17 protein-coding genes are annotated in these 15,446 nt (G+C 48.7%); 5 read left to right on the forward strand and 12 right to left on the reverse strand.

Annotated elements, in window-relative coordinates; translation table 11 throughout:
• Window positions 1–103: 103 nt before the first annotated feature.
• From M0P91_RS14070 to M0P91_RS14080, 3 genes are all read left to right on the forward strand, one after another.
• Window positions 104–661, forward strand: coding sequence for a hypothetical protein (locus M0P91_RS14070; protein ID WP_295068794.1), 558 nt, complete (start codon window positions 104–106; stop codon window positions 659–661).
• Window positions 662–837: 176 nt separating this feature from the next.
• Window positions 838–1,323, forward strand: coding sequence for a PAS domain-containing protein (locus M0P91_RS14075; RefSeq protein WP_295068796.1), 486 nt, complete (start codon window positions 838–840; stop codon window positions 1,321–1,323).
• Window positions 1,298–2,728, forward strand: a complete 1,431-nt coding sequence (locus M0P91_RS14080) for a methyl-accepting chemotaxis protein (RefSeq protein ID WP_295068799.1) — start codon at window positions 1,298–1,300, stop codon at window positions 2,726–2,728. Before M0P91_RS14075 ends, M0P91_RS14080 begins: the two co-directional genes overlap by 26 nt.
• Before the next feature lie 7 nt (window positions 2,729–2,735).
• Here the strand turns inward: M0P91_RS14080 and M0P91_RS14085 are convergent, their stop codons facing one another.
• The 5 genes from M0P91_RS14085 to M0P91_RS14105 are packed head-to-tail and all read right to left on the reverse strand — an operon-like array spanning window position 2,736 to window position 6,345.
• Window positions 2,736–3,053, reverse strand: coding sequence for a hypothetical protein (locus M0P91_RS14085; RefSeq protein WP_295068800.1), 318 nt, complete (start codon window positions 3,051–3,053; stop codon window positions 2,736–2,738).
• Window positions 3,050–4,147 (reverse strand): alanine dehydrogenase, encoded by a 1,098-nt coding sequence (gene ald / locus M0P91_RS14090; protein ID WP_295068802.1) that lies wholly within the window; start codon window positions 4,145–4,147, stop codon window positions 3,050–3,052. The genes M0P91_RS14085 and ald overlap by 4 nt, the downstream gene beginning before the upstream one ends.
• Window positions 4,144–5,358 carry a nitroreductase family protein gene (locus M0P91_RS14095; protein ID WP_295068804.1) on the reverse strand — a complete coding sequence of 405 codons (1,215 nt, stop codon included), beginning with the start codon at window positions 5,356–5,358 and terminating at the stop codon, window positions 4,144–4,146. The genes ald and M0P91_RS14095 overlap by 4 nt, the downstream gene beginning before the upstream one ends.
• Window positions 5,351–5,785 carry an ankyrin repeat domain-containing protein gene (locus M0P91_RS14100; RefSeq protein ID WP_295068806.1) on the reverse strand — a complete coding sequence of 145 codons (435 nt, stop codon included), beginning with the start codon at window positions 5,783–5,785 and terminating at the stop codon, window positions 5,351–5,353. The genes M0P91_RS14095 and M0P91_RS14100 overlap by 8 nt, the downstream gene beginning before the upstream one ends.
• A gap of 11 nt (window positions 5,786–5,796) precedes the next feature.
• Window positions 5,797–6,345: a redoxin family protein gene (locus M0P91_RS14105; protein WP_295068809.1), complete on the reverse strand. Its 549-nt coding sequence runs from the start codon at window positions 6,343–6,345 to the stop codon at window positions 5,797–5,799.
• A 140-nt stretch (window positions 6,346–6,485) separates the two neighbouring features.
• On the opposite strand from M0P91_RS14105, the gene M0P91_RS14110 reads away from it, so the two are divergent.
• Window positions 6,486–8,114, forward strand: coding sequence for a sigma 54-interacting transcriptional regulator (locus M0P91_RS14110; protein WP_295068810.1), 1,629 nt, complete (start codon window positions 6,486–6,488; stop codon window positions 8,112–8,114).
• 7 nt (window positions 8,115–8,121) lie between these two features.
• On the opposite strand, the gene M0P91_RS14115 is transcribed toward M0P91_RS14110, so the two are convergent.
• From M0P91_RS14115 to M0P91_RS14140, 6 genes are all read right to left on the reverse strand, one after another.
• A complete protein-coding gene (locus M0P91_RS14115; protein ID WP_295068813.1) occupies window positions 8,122–8,547 on the reverse strand; it encodes a HepT-like ribonuclease domain-containing protein in 426 nt (141 codons plus the stop codon).
• Window positions 8,540–8,836: a nucleotidyltransferase domain-containing protein gene (locus M0P91_RS14120; protein ID WP_295068815.1), complete on the reverse strand. Its 297-nt coding sequence runs from the start codon at window positions 8,834–8,836 to the stop codon at window positions 8,540–8,542. Before M0P91_RS14120 ends, M0P91_RS14115 begins: the two co-directional genes overlap by 8 nt.
• Before the next feature lie 337 nt (window positions 8,837–9,173).
• Window positions 9,174–9,386 (reverse strand): putative nitrogen fixation protein NifT, encoded by a 213-nt coding sequence (gene nifT / locus M0P91_RS14125; RefSeq protein WP_295068818.1) that lies wholly within the window; start codon window positions 9,384–9,386, stop codon window positions 9,174–9,176.
• A gap of 84 nt (window positions 9,387–9,470) precedes the next feature.
• Window positions 9,471–11,129, reverse strand: a complete 1,659-nt coding sequence (locus M0P91_RS14130; protein ID WP_295068820.1) for an FAD-dependent oxidoreductase — start codon at window positions 11,127–11,129, stop codon at window positions 9,471–9,473.
• Window positions 11,119–12,240, reverse strand: a complete 1,122-nt coding sequence (locus tag M0P91_RS14135) for an aldo/keto reductase (RefSeq protein WP_295068822.1) — start codon at window positions 12,238–12,240, stop codon at window positions 11,119–11,121. The genes M0P91_RS14130 and M0P91_RS14135 overlap by 11 nt, the downstream gene beginning before the upstream one ends.
• 115 nt (window positions 12,241–12,355) lie before the next feature.
• Window positions 12,356–13,333 carry an iron-sulfur cluster assembly scaffold protein gene (locus tag M0P91_RS14140; protein WP_295068825.1) on the reverse strand — a complete coding sequence of 326 codons (978 nt, stop codon included), beginning with the start codon at window positions 13,331–13,333 and terminating at the stop codon, window positions 12,356–12,358.
• A gap of 218 nt (window positions 13,334–13,551) precedes the next feature.
• Between M0P91_RS14140 and M0P91_RS14145 the strand changes: the two genes are divergently transcribed.
• Complete coding sequence (locus tag M0P91_RS14145) at window positions 13,552–13,947, forward strand: P-II family nitrogen regulator (RefSeq protein WP_295068828.1); 396 nt, start codon at window positions 13,552–13,554, stop codon at window positions 13,945–13,947.
• Between the two features lies 1 nt (window position 13,948).
• On the opposite strand, the gene M0P91_RS14150 is transcribed toward M0P91_RS14145, so the two are convergent.
• On the reverse strand, window positions 13,949–15,446 hold a 1,498-nt coding region (locus tag M0P91_RS14150; RefSeq protein WP_295068830.1), incomplete at its 5' end, for a calcium-binding protein.

The following is a 15,446-nucleotide window of genomic DNA, read 5'->3' on the forward strand; positions in this document are numbered from 1 at the left end:
TTCGTGGGAATGACAGTTTGAAAAGAGTGGTGCATTTATTGTGCGAAAAAGGTAGAACAAGAATTGTATTGAGTGAGTTAACCAATTTTTGAAGGAACTCACCATGTCTATCCAAAGCTACATTGCCGACAACAAACTCGAATGGATGATCGTTTACAACGCCCCTACCGATTCTTACAAATACGCCTATCGCGGATGCCTTATCGTTACGGAGGGGAAAGTGATCACAGCCGATAAAAGTCTTCCGCCGAAAGATATCGTCAAACAGGTTTTACTGGCTACCAACACCGATATGATCGACTTTATGGCATTAGAGCTTCAATCATTGGATCTTTTTGAAGCTTTCGTTGCAAAATACAAAGAATATTTGAGTCCGGAGGGAAAATATCTCCTATTTGTCTCCGATATCATCGGTAAAGGAAAATTTGAATACGAAGGGATCACCTTCTATACGTATGCACTTGATGAGAGTTCGGTATGGAACGATCTTCTTGATTTTGCCGATCTCTCCAAAGGGGATCTGAAAAAAATGTCCGACAAAGAGAAAATCGATGCCGTCTGTAATGAGATGAAACGGACGACTCTTCGTATCGCCGATAAAACGTACGATGAGATCAAAGCGATGCAACGGGGCGGTAAAGCGTCATTCGGAGCGGTATAACCCGGATTCTCCCGCTTTTGCGGGAAACAACTGATCTTTTCTTCAAACACAATTTTGTCTCCGAATTCTCCCCTTTTCTCGGCCGCTCCATTGTAGGCGTTATCGAAGAGTGCTTACCAGAATACTATATGCATATTGTTGATATTGAAAATCAATAAAAATTATAGGAACAACTAATGAGTAAAGAGCTCTCTTTTAACGATGATGAATTCATCGTCTCAAAAACCGATCTGTCCGGGCGGATCACCTACGGGAACGATCTGTTTATCACGATTTCCGGATACAGTGAAAAAGAGCTGCTAGGTTCTCCCCATAATATTTTACGCCACCCCGATATGCCGAAACTCATTTTCAAACTCCTGTGGGAACATGTCCAAAACGGAAAAGAGATCTTTGCGTATGTCAAAAATAGAACCAAGAGGGGGGACTTTTATTGGGTTTTTGCCCATGTCACCCCATCGTACAGCAGTGTCGGAAAGATCATCGGATACCATTCGGTGCGCCGAAAACCGACTCCCGAGGCATTAAACGTCATTCAAAACCAATACCGGATTTTCTTGGATGCCGAACAATACGGAGGTATCGGTGCTTCCCAAAAAATTCTCGATTCGAATCTCTCACAATTAGGAGTAAGCTATGACCAATTTATCCTCTCTCTCTAAAATACAGTACGTTAATGTCGCTTCGTTGATTATGGTTGCGACAATATTGATGTGTGAACTGCTGTATAACGGGTTTGAATGGTTTTCCCTTTTGGGACTGATAAACTTCGGCCTTGGATGGGTCATTTTTGCGAATGTCAAATGGGCTAAATCGAGTATTAATAAAGTAGCGGATGTGGTTAAAAATGCCAAAATGGGGGAACTCGAATCTCGAATCACCGATATTGATGATCATGCCGAGATTTATCAGCTCTCATGGAACGTCAACAATCTGCTCGACCAGCTGGAAATTTTCATGCGTGAAATCAAGGCGGGGGTAGAACATGCCAGCGAAAACCACTATTATCGAAAAGTATTAAAAAAGGGGTTGAGCGGCGCATTCGGTTACAACTGCGATCTGGTCAATCGGGGGATCGATGCCATGGAATTGAGCCACAAATACATCCAGCGCACGACGGTCAATGCCCAAATTAGCGAAATCGCACAGGGGATAAACGGGTTTTTAACGATTCAAAAAGATACCGAGCATAACATCTCACGATTGGGACAGATCGTAGAGTCAAGCCAAAAAACGGCCAATACCTCGACCCAAACAGTCCGTGAACTCGAACAGATTGTTTCGGAGCTGGCCTCTTTACTCCAACTGATCCAAACCTCCACCTCCGCGATCATCACCCTCAACGAAAAAACCAATGAAATCAACTCCGTCGTCTCTCTGATCAAAGATATTGCCGATCAAACCAACCTGTTGGCATTGAACGCCGCCATCGAAGCGGCCCGTGCGGGTGAACACGGGCGGGGATTTGCCGTCGTCGCCGACGAAGTGCGCAAACTGGCCGAACGGACCCAGAAAGCGACCGGCGAAATCGGGATCGCCGTTCAGAGCCTTCAACAAGACACCGGTGAAATTCAAACAAACGCGGAGTCGATGAGCGATATTGCCAACACCTCTACCCGTGCGATCGAAAGTTTCCAGACGACCCTTCATGAATTCAACAGCGTTGCCCTTCAGACTGCGAAAGAGGCAAACCGGATCGAGAACTCCACCTTCAGCACCTTGGCAAAAATGGATCACATTATCATAAAAGCGAATGCCTACAGCGCTATATTTCATGGAAAAATCGGGGAAGAATTTGAAGATCATCACAGCTGTCGATTGGGGAGATGGTATGAAAACGGTCTGGGAAAAGAGCGATTTTCCAAGCTGCCCGGTTATAATGCCCTCCTCCAGCCGCACCAAACGATCCATAACACGATCAAAGCCAATATGAAATTTATAGAAAAAGGTGATTTCGTGACCGAAAACAAAGAGAAGGTAATCGCAAATTTTCAAGCAATGGAAGAGGCCAGCGATACTCTGTTTACGGCGATTGACGCTTTGCTGCTTGAATCGGCCAAACTGTAAGAAGCGGTTAATTGACCCTCAGTTGCGTCCGCCCGGTAAAAAGGCGTAAAAAATCATAAATGTCGCTGAGGAAGAAAGCCCGGGTATCTTGGTGCTCAAACCGTTGCAGCCACGCTTTCTCACGGTTGAGGATTCCACGGCAGGGGATGACGAACTCCTCTTTGGGGAGGAGCGGTTTGAGGATACCGCACTCGTTGATCGCCATGACGACCGAATCAAACAGCTCATCGAGCCGATCGTCTTCGTCGTAATGGTAGAGCTTGCCGTCCATTTTATAAAAACGGTAAATTCCGAGTATTTCGCGTGCTTTGTCTATTTCATTCATTGTACAGACTCCTGATTGAAGTTGTGTGCGAGTGCTACCGCTTCGTTGGTGAGCTTCCCCTCATAGGTATTGAGTGCCCCGCGATAGTGTTCCTCTTGCAACAGTAACTCCAACGGCGTCGAAGCAATTTTAAGCGCATAAGGCAAAGTGGCGTCGGTCAATGCGATTGTGGACGTACGCGGATACATTCCGGGCATATTGGCGACGCAGTAGTGGACGATCCCCTCCACTACGAATGTCGGCTGCGAATGGGTCGTCGGGTGAGAAGTTTCAAAACATCCCCCCTGATCGATGGAAACGTCGACAAGGACCGATCCCTTTTTCATGACGGAGAGCATCTCACGGGTAACAAGTTTCGGAGCTTTGGCTCCGGGGATCAAGACGGTGCCGACGACAAGATCGGCGGATTTAATATTATCCAATATTGCGTGATGCGTTGATTTTAGAAACGTGATTTTCGGGCTCATGACATCGCGCAGATAGCTTAGGCGTTCGGTGTTGATGTCAAACATTACCACTTCCGCCCCCAGCCCTGCGGCCGCTTCGGCAGCCGCCTTGCCGGCAACCCCGGCTCCGAGGACGATAACGCGGTTCGGTTCAACACCGACCGCCCCTCCCAAAAGGCGGCCGCTCCCGCCGTAGTAACGTCCCAGATGGAGTGCGCCGAACAGCGTGGCCATCCGTCCGGCAATTTCGCTCATCGGTTCGAGCAGCGGAAGCCGTCTCCCTACCCGCAGTGTCTCGTAAGCGAATGCCGTCACCTTTTTTTCGCACAGTATTTCGGTGAGCCGTTTATCGGCGGCAAGATGGAGATAGGTAAAGAGGATCTGCCCTTCGTGCAGCCGCTCATATTCGATTTCGATGGGCTCTTTGACTTTTAGGATCATTTGCGAACGTCCGTAAATTTCATCCGCACTCTCGACGATTTCGGCACCCGAGTCACGATAGGTCTCATCCTCAAAACCGCTCCCCTTCCCCGCATCGGTTTCAACCAGGAGCGTATGCCCCGATTGGATCAGTTCGTGAACGCCGTGCGGTGTCATTCCGACACGAAATTCATCCGTTTTAATCTCTTTTGGAATTCCGATTATCATAATTTCCCCCCTATTGCTACTGCATACAGCAGTGGATTATTCGACCAGTATAAACCTTCGTTATCGTAGAAAGCTCCGATTCCACTGCATCCGACCCCGAGATGTTCGGATACGAGGTAGATCTCTTCACCAAAGATCCCCCCTTCGATATGTGCGGCCGCGTTAAATTGTTTCGCGTAAATCAATAATACCATATTGGCACTCGCACAAAAGCGTTGATCCAGAAGAAGATGGAGAACTTGTGCGCGAAAATCTCCCGCTTCCGACAATGTAGCTTTACGATAGACTCCCGGTTGCATAGCGTGTGCCTGTAAGACGATTGCGACGATTTCCAGCGAGGGGGGAGCCATAACGTGCATCAGGGTTTCGAGTGCATCATCCCTCATCGAGGAGGGGAAAAATTCCCGTGCACTGCGCCGTGTACGGTTCAGTCGTTCAAACTGATCGGTATAAAACGGTTTGAAATCGGGCATATCGGTATAGATCGGTGCCTCGATGAGCGCTTTGCTCATCCGGTCATCCCGGTAGGTGTAATCGCAGGGTGCGACTCTCATGAGAGGCGTTTGCAGGGGCTGCACCGGCCGATTCCCCACCTCACCGACCGCATAGACGGCCGCGATAAACTCATCCTCCCCCATCCCCATCAGGGTATTCAGGAGAAGTGCGTCAATGTGCGACATTTTTGTCAGCGACAATCCAAAATGTCGCACTATGGCGTACCATGCCCCCAACTGATGCCCAAGATCGAGATATCCGTACCGCCAGGAGCGGAGGCCGTATTTCCAAAATGAGCGAAACGGTACGAGTGAGACCATCAGGATAACGCCGTTAAAACGCTTCTCCATCCCGATGGCGCCTTCGATTCCGTCCCCTTCGATCTCCTGAATCAAAACGAGTTGGGCGTTCAGGGGATCCAGATGGTAAATACCGCTGAGTACACCCGTCACGTTGCGTATCTGAAGATAAATTTCCAGGGGGTGAAGATTTCCCGCCGATGGGACGTTTAACTGATAATAGGGGTTGCCGCCGATCAGGCGTTCGGAGGTAACGTATCGTAGGTGTGAGAGCCATGAGAGCTCCGGCAGATCCTCAAGGGCGATCCGGTAACAAAAACGGGGATAGTGTTTAAAGAGAGAGGGTTGGGAACCCCACTCCAAATAGGTGGTTTTCCGGGCAACTTTTAGCGGTGTGAGGAGGGTCTCCTCACGCACTGCGGAGCACTTTAAAGACATCGCGATGGGTGGCTAGCTCCAAGGCGCTAAAACCGTCTTCATTTTCCAATGCGGTGTCCGCACCCAGAGAGAGAAGCATCCGAACACACTCCAGCCGTGACGCTGACGCCGCATACATCAGTGCCGTCGTCCCCTCTTCATTGGTATCGTTGATATCGGCACCCGCCTCGATCAACAGACGGATCACCTCCGGGGATCCGGCGTAGCAGGCATTGAACAGTACGCCGTTATGATCATGGTTGATCGCATACAGATTAGCCCCCGCCTCAATCAGACGCGACACCATCATGGCATTGCCTTCCAAGGCGGCCATCATCAGGGGGGTATTGCCGTTGAACCCTTTTTGCTCCAGATCTTCTCCGCCAAAATTGCGGGAGTTGAGCCATGTCACGTATTGATCAACCATGATATTACCTCTTAGACACCCATCCAGTTTTCGTGATCGTGCCCTTTTTTCTTGAAATTGGCCGCTTTGTCCACCGCTTCGATGCATTTGTCGTAGTCCACTTCATCGGTAATTTCGGGAACAACCTCTTTGTAGCTGATCATCCCCTCCTGATCGATGACAAATACCGCGCGGGCCAGCCGGTCTTTGAGTTTCCCTTCGGTGATCAGAAGGCCGAATTTTTTGGCGAAGTCACGATTGGTATCGATGACGACATCGGCACCGTCGATCCCTTCACGCTCTACGAACTCTTTGACAAACTCCGCATCATCGGTTGTCACCATAACGGTTTTGAGCTTTTTGAACTGTTTGATCAGATCATTGAACTTTTTGGCACCGAGCGAACACACTTCGGTTTTCAACGAAGGGATCGCGATCAGCAGCTGTGCGGTCGGGGCAATCATCCCGATAACGTTTTGTGTCCCATCCAGAAGCGAAACGCGAGCAGCCGGTGCCTCACGCCAGATGGTCATCTCTTTCCCCTCCAAAAGTGTCGGTGTTCCGTGTACGGTAATTTGCACTGTCAATCCTTTTACGTGATTTTTACCATGCTATGCAATATTTATTCTAAAAATTGTCTATTTTTTATTCATACTAAGAGTTCTTTTTTAGTTCACCTTGTATTACAATAACACTATCTCTGAACTGTAAAGATAAAACCATGATGACAACCGAAACCAAAATACCCAATCGTGAAGAGTGCCAGACCTGCCCGCTGACATTCGCCTACAAAGAGATTCATCTTCTGTATGATATTGCCGTAATGATGACCGATACCCTCGATATCAATGAGAACATTGAAAAAGCGATCCGCCGCCTCAAACAGCACGGATATCTGGAACGGTGTGCTCTGTTTCGTAAAAAAGAGGATGCCGATGAGCTTGAGCTCCTTGTCTCTATCGATTTAAAACCGCACCAAATCAAGATGGCGACCTACCGTTTCGGCGAAGGGGCGACCGGCCTTGCGGCCAAAAGCCGTGAACCGATCGTCATCGAGAACATCCACAACAACATCAATTATCTGAATAAAATGGGGAATATCTCTACCCAGATGATTTCGTATGTTGCCGTCCCTTTATTGAAAGATGACGAGGTGATCGGGGTGATTTCGGCCAATATCGGAAAAAACAGCCCCTTGGGATTTGACGAGATCGTCCGTATGCTCACCATCGTCGGAAGCCTGTTCGTCGGAGCGATGAAAGTGCAGCAAACGCTGGTAAAAGAGAAAGAGTCCCTCAGCGATCTCAAAACCTACTACAAAGAGGAGATGCAAAAAGATTACAAATTCGAAAATATCGTCGGCCGTTCCACACGGATGCAGCAGGTGTTCGGAATGATCAATACCGTCGCCCCCACCGATGCGACGATCCTGATCCGAGGAGAGACGGGGACCGGAAAAGAGCTCATCGCTACCGCCGTCCATAATCTCAGCCGCCGCCAAAACGGTCCGTTTATCAAGCTTAACTGTGCCGCGATCAGCGAGACCCTTTTGGAAAGCGAACTTTTCGGACATGAAAAAGGGGCATTTACCGATGCAAAAGAGATGCGTAAAGGGCGGTTTGAACTGGCCGACGGAGGGACGCTGTTTCTCGATGAAATCGGAGATATCACCCCCTCGCTCCAAGTTAAATTGCTCCGTATTTTGCAGGAACAGGAGTTTGAACGGGTCGGTGGGAACAAAACGGTTAAAACCAATGTCCGTCTCGTTGCCGCGACCAACCGAAATCTCGAAGATATGGTCCGAAAGGGGGAGTTTCGTGAGGATCTTTTTTACCGGCTCAACGTCATCCCCCTCAATCTCCCTCCTCTGCGCGAGAGGTATGAAGACGTGAAGCTGCTGATCGAACACTATCTCCACCGTTTTATGAAAGAACACCGAAAAAGCATGCACTTTACGAAAGGGGCGATGGAGCTGCTCCTTGATTACCCGTGGCCGGGAAATATTCGTGAGCTTCAAAATACGATGGAGCGGATCGTCCTGATCTGTCCTGACGGAGAGATTCAGCCGGAGATGTTGAGCCATGTATTGCCGTTTAACTATCAAAAGCTCTATATGCAGCCACCCGAACCGCAGCCGATGACGCAGCCGCTGTATGCCGCCCCCGCTCCGTACAAAGAGGCCCCTTCGTCACCCCCTATCACGAAAAAAACCCTTCACGAGTTGGAGCGTGAATCCATTACGCAGGCGTTGATCGATTCGCACGGTATTCAGACCAAAGCAGCCCGTCTTCTGGGGATGACCGCCCGTCAGATCGGATACAAGATCAAACAGTACGGGATAGAAGTGTAGCTAAGCCTTATTGTCGCAGATATCCAAGATGGCGATAATAAGGACTATCCAAAAATGCATCCAATATCTCTTTGGATGGATTTATCAGTGCTACCATTTCGACAAGGGCATTTTTCAAAATAACCAACTCTCTTTTTATGGTGTTCCACAAAATAGCTTCGTCGATTCCACGATAATCATGAGAAATTTTATCCCGTATCCCCGCAACACTGGCCCAATCCATTTGAGTTGAAATATCCTGTTTGAGATTTTGATCGATTTTTTTTGACTCTTCACCGATCGCGATAAACAGACTGATGACTCCATTGAGAGGTTGCTGTTCATCCGCCCAGATAAAATCATTTGCTGTCTTGTATTTACCTGAATATATCCACACCTTTTCACTGCATTCAAGCATCGTCATAATGTAGATTAGATTTTTTTCGTCATACATAAATAAAATCCTTTTGTGCATAATGTTTGATGATTGGATTCATTGATTTGAGATTAACAAAGTCAATTTTAGAATGCAATTCAGTTTCTAAATTACGCAAAAAAGCGGTAAATTCAAATAATCCCATCGAAAACGTCGAATCCGTTTGATAAAAAATATCCACATCGCTCTCTTCCGTCGCTTCATCTCGTGCGACACTGCCGTAAATCCCGAGTGTCGTGATACCGTACCGAGTGCGGAACTCCTCTTTTTTCGAGCGGAGATACTCCAAAACCGTATCGCGTTTCATTCTTAACTCCTTACAAATACTTTCACAAGATTGCTTCTTTTTTTGCACGTGCACCGCTGACCACCGCTTTTGCTTCTGAAATATTTGCTTTAAGTTTTTCGATCTCTGTCACAATGTTTTTTTGGATTTCGAGTTCTAACTGATGGTACGCACCCCCCTAAAGCTACCCGTATCTTTCGAATACGGGAGATTAATCCCCCTTGAAGGACTGTTAAGGCAAGGTGTGAAAAGTCTCTTTGGTAATCCTACGGCTCTTTATATCCCATTCTTGATCTAGCGTTGAACGATTTCAGGGTCTATTCTAGCCGATAGAATTACATAAAGCACTTAAGCTGAATCACTCCCCCCGTCTCACCGCCATCACTTCGGAAGGAAACTTTTTAACCCCCGGCTCAATAAACCATGTCTCACCGTTGGAAAGCTCCACTTCGCCGCCCCATTTGTCATCCGTATCAAACTCGGCTTTGACGATCGTCTCTTCCATATCTTTTTTCGCAACATAAAAAGAGATTGCCCCCTTGCTGTCGTAACGTAACATAACTTTTGCCATTTTATTTCCTTTTTGATTATTTGAACGCTATCGGAATAGAATCCCGATCCGCTGCGTTGGTCAATACCTATTCAATTCATCGTGCTATTGCGCGTGAAAAAACTTTCGAATCCTGTGCCACCAATCCGAAGAGAGATAACTTTCAAACGTGATGCGTAAAAAAGTGCCGGCAAGGCGCTGGAGGATGGTATCCCTCCCGAATTTTTGATCATTCGTATCGGGGTAATCTTCGCGGTAATGGGCACCCCGGCTCTCTTCGCGCGCCATCGCGCTCATCACCATTGCTTCGGCAACGATCAGCGCGTTTTTAAACTCGATGATCGACATAAGTTCGACATTATTGTTCCGCTCTTTGTTAATGCAGCGCAGCCCTGAAGAGACTTTAATCAGATAATGGATGTATTCCAAAGAGTTGGCCAACGAATCATGGGTCCGAAATACCCCCGCATTTTTGTAAAGGTTGTTTCCCAGATTTCGGCGCATCGTGTTGATATTAAAACGGTTTTCTCCCCCCAATATCATTTCGACGTAATTGGACTCTCGGTTGACCAAGGCGTAATCAATCGGATGAAAGAGCTCTTTTTTTGCGGCACGTGCCGCTTCCGTACCCGCCAGTCGTCCGAAATAGGCCGCTTCGAGAAGACTGTTCCCCCCCAGACGATTAGCTCCGTGTACACCGCTGTAGGCACACTCTCCGCAGGCGAATATATTATCGATATCGGTAGAGGTATCGTTTCGGGTCCAGATTCCTCCCATCGTATAATGGGCCGATGGGGTAATCGGAAGAAGTTCGTTCAAGATATCAATTCCCGCACCGTTAAGGGCATTTTTACGGGCGGAGGGGAGTTTTTTGTCGATTGTCTCTTCGCTTAAGTGGCGAAAATCGAGAAAAACTTTGCGCCCAGCGAGCTGATGGCGGACAATATCACGGGAGAGTTTATCCCGTGTCTGGAGTTCATCGGTAAAGCGTTTACCCGTTTCATCTACGATAATCGCCCCCTCTCCCCGTGCCGCTTCACTGATGAGGGTGCCGCTTCCCAGAAGCGTGGTGGGGTGGAACTGGACAAACTCCATATTCACCAATCTCATTTTGGCACGCAGCGCTATGGCCAGCAGATCGCCGCTTGACTCTTGGGAGTTGGTTGAATGTCCCCGATAGATTCCGGCATACCCCCCTCCCGCAAGGATCAGTGATTTGCATGCGAACGCAATCACCTGAGAGTCGGAGCGCCGCAGGAGGGTGATTCCCGAAAGCTTCTCTTTAAACATTGCGATGCTAAGGATCATATGGTTATGAAAAATGATCACCCCCTCTTTTCGACACTGCATCAAAAGGGTTTGGGTAATCGAGGCACCGGTACGGTCACCGATGTAGCAGGTGCGCTTCGCTTTGGTTCCGCCAAAAGGGCGCTGGGCAATGTCGCCATTTTCGTCGCAGTCAAAAACTACCCCCATTTTCACGAGATCTTCGATGATCTCTTTCCCCCCGCTTACCATGGCATTAATCGCGGCAAGGCGCCCCAGATTATCCGATCCTTTGATCGTATCGGCTACGTGCTCTCTGCACGAATCGTTGCGTGTTGATTTGATAACCGCATTAATCCCCCCCGACGCAACCGCCGAATTGGAACGCAGGAGGCTGCTTTTGGAGATCAGGGCGACGGAAGCTCCGGCGCGCCGTGCATTGAGCGCCGCATACAGCCCCGATATACCGCTGCCGACTACGATGACGTCATACATCATACGAATCTCTCATCAAAATCTCCATTGCTTCTATCGAGGCAGCGGGAATATGGGCCAAAATCGTATTGTCGATGACGTGCGACGGTTCAACCGCACCAAAAACCGTACTGATGGCTCCTGCCGAACGGGCAAATTGCAGTGCGCTCGTGACATCGCTGAGGTCGCTTGTTCGCATCAATTCCCCAATCTTTGCCGCAAACGGCCGCTTAAAGAGATTTTTTTGAAGCAGCGGCGATGAACCCATGTAGGTGATACCGAAGCGTGCACACGCATGCATCAGCGGAATATACATTCCGTCTTCGCCCTGCTGGTTCGCATAGGCATACGCATGGGGCTTGGCAAGGTTGAACGGACTTTGAAGATATTTGAATCCGTGGTCCTCTCCGCCGATACGCCGTGCAATCTCGACGATACGCGCCAGAGAGATGTACTCGGTATGCTCCTCTTCGTACAAAAATCCGTTCCATGCCGCAATCCCGTACGCACCGATCTTACCCTCCCCCCTCAGTGTTTCGAAGAGTGTGAACGCCTCTTCGATCCGTTCGTAAAACGTTTGGGTATCGATATACCCCAGTTGCGTTTCGGGATTATGGAGAAATAAGATATCCAGCGCCTCCAAACCGAGATTCTGAAGCGATTGTTCACAGCTCCAGCGGAGGTATTTGGGACTCATACAGTGCTGATCAATAATGATCTCCTCTTTCTTCGCCAACCCCGGAGTAACGATTGTCTCTTGTATCCAACCGTAGGGATTGTCGGGGAACGGAAAATCGAGGGGGATGAATCCGGCTTTGGAGGCGATGATCACCTCTTCGCGCGTGATTTCGCCGGTTTTGAACATCTCAGCCAATGCTTCACCGATCTCTCGTTCCGACATCTGATAACGGTAGTTAATCGCTGTGTCGATCAAATTGATCCCGTTGCGCAATGCGGTTTTGATCGCCTCCGAGAAATTAATGATATAGTTTTCCTCTTTGTACGGTTCGGGTTTATAGGTCCCAAGACCGAGTGAGGGGAAAAAGAGCTCTCCGTTAAAACGGTAGAAATCTTTTGAATAAGTGCCGAATTTTTTGAGATATGAAAATGTCCCCTCTTTGGTTGCTTGTTTCATGCGAAATGCTCCATGAACACAGCGGCTAGCGTAGTCGCTGCGGCATAAAACAAGCGAAGCGTTCGTTTCTCTGAAACGCTTGCCCCATACGAGGCAGAGGTTATTTGTACCATTTTTAAACTACCATCACACGTAAATTGGCTTTAAGCTTGAAATTAAGCATGTCCTGCATTCCGGCCAGCGTCGTTGTCGTATTCATCGAACAGCTCATACACTCTCCCTTATACTGGATGTAGAGTTCGTGCTCCCCGTCCACCTCTTTGAGATCGATCACTTCGACATCCCCGTGGTCGGCTTTGAGTGTCGGGCGGATGTACTCTTCGAGGATCGATTCGATGCTGCGGAGTTTTTGGACCAAACTCATCGCGTTGAAATTTCCGTCCCCTTTAGCCTCTTTGATCTTTTTGCTGATTGCCTCTTTTTGAAGTTCAGCGGTGATTTCAGAGAGCATATCGACGAGATAGACATCTTTTTTCTCATGTCCGCCCGGTTTGATACACGATTTACAAAATCCGCCCGCTTTGGTGTAATCGGTGATTTGCTCAATCGTTTCGAGTTTGTTCAGTTTAATCACCTCTTTGAGGGTATCGAGACTCACGCGGGCACATTCGCAGACGATAAACTCCGTCTCGAACTCGCTCATATCGACCCCTTTGTAGATCGATGCCGCTTTTTTGATGACGTCGTACGCCATAACCGAACAGTGCATCTTCTGTCCCGGAACCGCCGGAATATCCTCTTCGTCCCGGAGCGCTTTTTCGACGTCGATGTTGGTGATTTTCAGCGCTTCATCGACCGTTTTCTCCATACAGAGTTCTGCCATCATATCCGAACTGGCAATCGCCGTCCCGCATCCGAAACTTTTAAATCGGCTTTTAACGATCACATCATTTTTAGGATCGATCATCCAGTACAACCGCACCGCATCCCCGCAGCTCTCCGCACCGAAATCGGCAATGATGAGTTTTTTCTCAGCCGAATCGGCCTCTTCTTGAGTGATCTCTCCCATATTGACCGGATCATTCATCCGTCGTTGTACTTCAGTTGAGTACTCTTCCCATAATGCTCCGCCGATTAATGTGTCCCGTGCCATTGATTGCTCCTTGATGGATGATATTGCTCAGAAAGATGCAAGAGCCGTTCTTGATTAAATGCGACAATTTTGTCGCGAGTTACAGCAAGAATATTTTATGCATTAAAGATCGTGAACTTTCAATTCTGCCCCGCATGGGGCTAGCTTCAGCCTTAGCGGCCAGCGTAGCGGATCAGGACGTGTTCCGATCCGCGTTTAAACACTATAAAGGATTTACCATGATGCAAATTACCGCCGTATTTAACAAACACTGTCTGAATGATGTTTTACGTGAACTGTTTGATAATCTGATCGAAGGGGTCACTGTGATGGACGTCATCGGAAAAGGGTCTCTCGGCATTGCCGAGAAAAATAATGAAGCCGATTTATATCCGAAAGTGATGGTTACCATCGTTGTCTCCGACAACGCACACAAAGAGACGGCGATGGAGTGTATCCGTTCTCATACGCAAGATTTGGGGCACGGTGCCGGTAAAATCTGGGTCACTCCGGTACTCGAAGTGGAACGGATCCGTACCGGAGAGAAAAACGAATCGGCGCTCACACAGCCGATCCCGCGCACAACGGCTAAAAGTAATACCCACTTTACGGCTACCGATACCCCATCGAGCTGATTTACGGATGCCAACCGGCCGCAACGATGTTCATAAGATCCTGATTGGCTCTCACCGAATCGACATTCGAAATAGAGATTCCGTTATCGGCAGCAAATGCCGTTATGTTCTGAACAATCAGATTGACATCGATATTGGAGAGATAACTGCCGTCATACAATTCAAACCGTTCAATCGCATTGTTAGCGTAAGATTGATTGGTCACGGTAAAGTACTCTTCCCCTCCGATATCCACAAGAAGTGAGGATCCCTCCATAAAAAAAGCGATATCGCTCTTGGCAATGCCGGTTCCAAATTTAACGGTATCGCTCCCTATTGACTCATTAATCACATCTTGACCCGATCCGAGATCGAACCGATAGAGGTCATTGCCGGCTCCGCCGCTCATTTGGTCATTACCGCTATTGCCATCGAGCGTGTCGTTTCCGTTCTCACCGAAGAGATAGTCATTTCCTTCGCCGCCGTAGAGTGTGTCGTTTCCGTTCTCACCGAACAGATAGTCGTTCCCCTCTCCACCGATTAGGGTATCGACTCCGTCCCCCGCATAAATAAAGTCCATTCCGTCCCCGCCATCTATTATGTCATCTCCGGCAAAGGCGAACATATAATCGCCTCCGCCCAATCCGTACAGCGTGTCCGCCCCGCCGTCTGTCCCGTAAAGATACTCCCGGGATGCAGTACCCGTCTGTACCGGGATGACACCCCATTGTGCGCTGGACAATACCGTATCATCCCATACCGTTCCATCGGCAAACTCGATATTGGTCCCTCGATACATAGGATTTAAGAACCAGTTTTCCAAGGTCACCTGATCACTCGTCCCTGCAATCCGCAAGGTGACGCCGGACTGGGTAACACGCTCTAGTATGATGTCCGATGTTAATATACCGCTCCCCATTCGAACGATGTTTTTATCCGATCCGGTACCGGCAATGTCATTAATCACATCCTGACCCGATCCGATATCGAACAAATAGAGGTCATTACCGGCTCCGCCGCTCATTCGGTCATTTCCGCTATTGCCGATGAGAGTGTCGTTACCGTTCTCACCGAGCATATAGTCATTTCCCTCACCGCCGTAGAGCGTGTCGTTTCCGTTCTCACCGAACATATAGTCATTTCCCTCTCCTCCGATGAGTGTATCGATACCGTCCCCGGCGTATAAAAAGTCAGCCTCTGTCCCTCCGTCCATGGTATCGTCTCCGGCAAACGCAAACATATAATCGTTTCCTCCCAGTCCGTACAGCGTATCCTCCCCGCCGTCGGTTCCGTAGAGGTAATCTAGGGATGCACTCCCCCGGACAATCGGAAGAATCACTTTCAGATCCATAGTGTCCGTTACGCTCTCTCCTGCCGCATCGGTCGCGGTCAGGGCAACGGTATGGATTTTACCGGCATCGGTACTCGGTGCCGTCCCTTGAAAGGTTCGGGTATCCCCCTCAAACGTCAGCCAAGAGGGAAGAGCCGTTCCATCGCTCAATGACGCCGTATAACTCAAT

It is taken from the genome of Sulfuricurvum sp. (assembly GCF_023229695.1).
Classification (GTDB): Bacteria; Campylobacterota; Campylobacteria; order Campylobacterales; family Sulfurimonadaceae; genus Sulfuricurvum.

What these genes read in the sequence shown, in the direction of transcription:
- M0P91_RS14070 (WP_295068794.1), top strand. Translation starts at nt 104, where the DNA reads ATGTCTATCCAAAGCTACATTGCCGACAACAAACTCGAATGGATGATC.
- M0P91_RS14075 (WP_295068796.1), top strand. Translation starts at nt 838, where the DNA reads ATGAGTAAAGAGCTCTCTTTTAACGATGATGAATTCATCGTCTCAAAA.
- M0P91_RS14080 (WP_295068799.1), top strand. Translation starts at nt 1,298, where the DNA reads ATGACCAATTTATCCTCTCTCTCTAAAATACAGTACGTTAATGTCGCT.
- M0P91_RS14085 (WP_295068800.1), bottom strand. Translation starts at nt 3,053, where the DNA reads ATGAATGAAATAGACAAAGCACGCGAAATACTCGGAATTTACCGTTTT.
- ald (WP_295068802.1), bottom strand. Translation starts at nt 4,147, where the DNA reads ATGATAATCGGAATTCCAAAAGAGATTAAAACGGATGAATTTCGTGTC.
- M0P91_RS14100 (WP_295068806.1), bottom strand. Translation starts at nt 5,785, where the DNA reads ATGGTTGATCAATACGTGACATGGCTCAACTCCCGCAATTTTGGCGGA.
- M0P91_RS14110 (WP_295068810.1), top strand. Translation starts at nt 6,486, where the DNA reads ATGATGACAACCGAAACCAAAATACCCAATCGTGAAGAGTGCCAGACC.
- M0P91_RS14115 (WP_295068813.1), bottom strand. Translation starts at nt 8,547, where the DNA reads ATGTATGACGAAAAAAATCTAATCTACATTATGACGATGCTTGAATGC.
- M0P91_RS14120 (WP_295068815.1), bottom strand. Translation starts at nt 8,836, where the DNA reads ATGAAACGCGATACGGTTTTGGAGTATCTCCGCTCGAAAAAAGAGGAG.
- nifT (WP_295068818.1), bottom strand. Translation starts at nt 9,386, where the DNA reads ATGGCAAAAGTTATGTTACGTTACGACAGCAAGGGGGCAATCTCTTTT.
- M0P91_RS14130 (WP_295068820.1), bottom strand. Translation starts at nt 11,129, where the DNA reads ATGATGTATGACGTCATCGTAGTCGGCAGCGGTATATCGGGGCTGTAT.
- M0P91_RS14135 (WP_295068822.1), bottom strand. Translation starts at nt 12,240, where the DNA reads ATGAAACAAGCAACCAAAGAGGGGACATTTTCATATCTCAAAAAATTC.
- M0P91_RS14140 (WP_295068825.1), bottom strand. Translation starts at nt 13,333, where the DNA reads ATGGCACGGGACACATTAATCGGCGGAGCATTATGGGAAGAGTACTCA.
- M0P91_RS14145 (WP_295068828.1), top strand. Translation starts at nt 13,552, where the DNA reads ATGATGCAAATTACCGCCGTATTTAACAAACACTGTCTGAATGATGTT.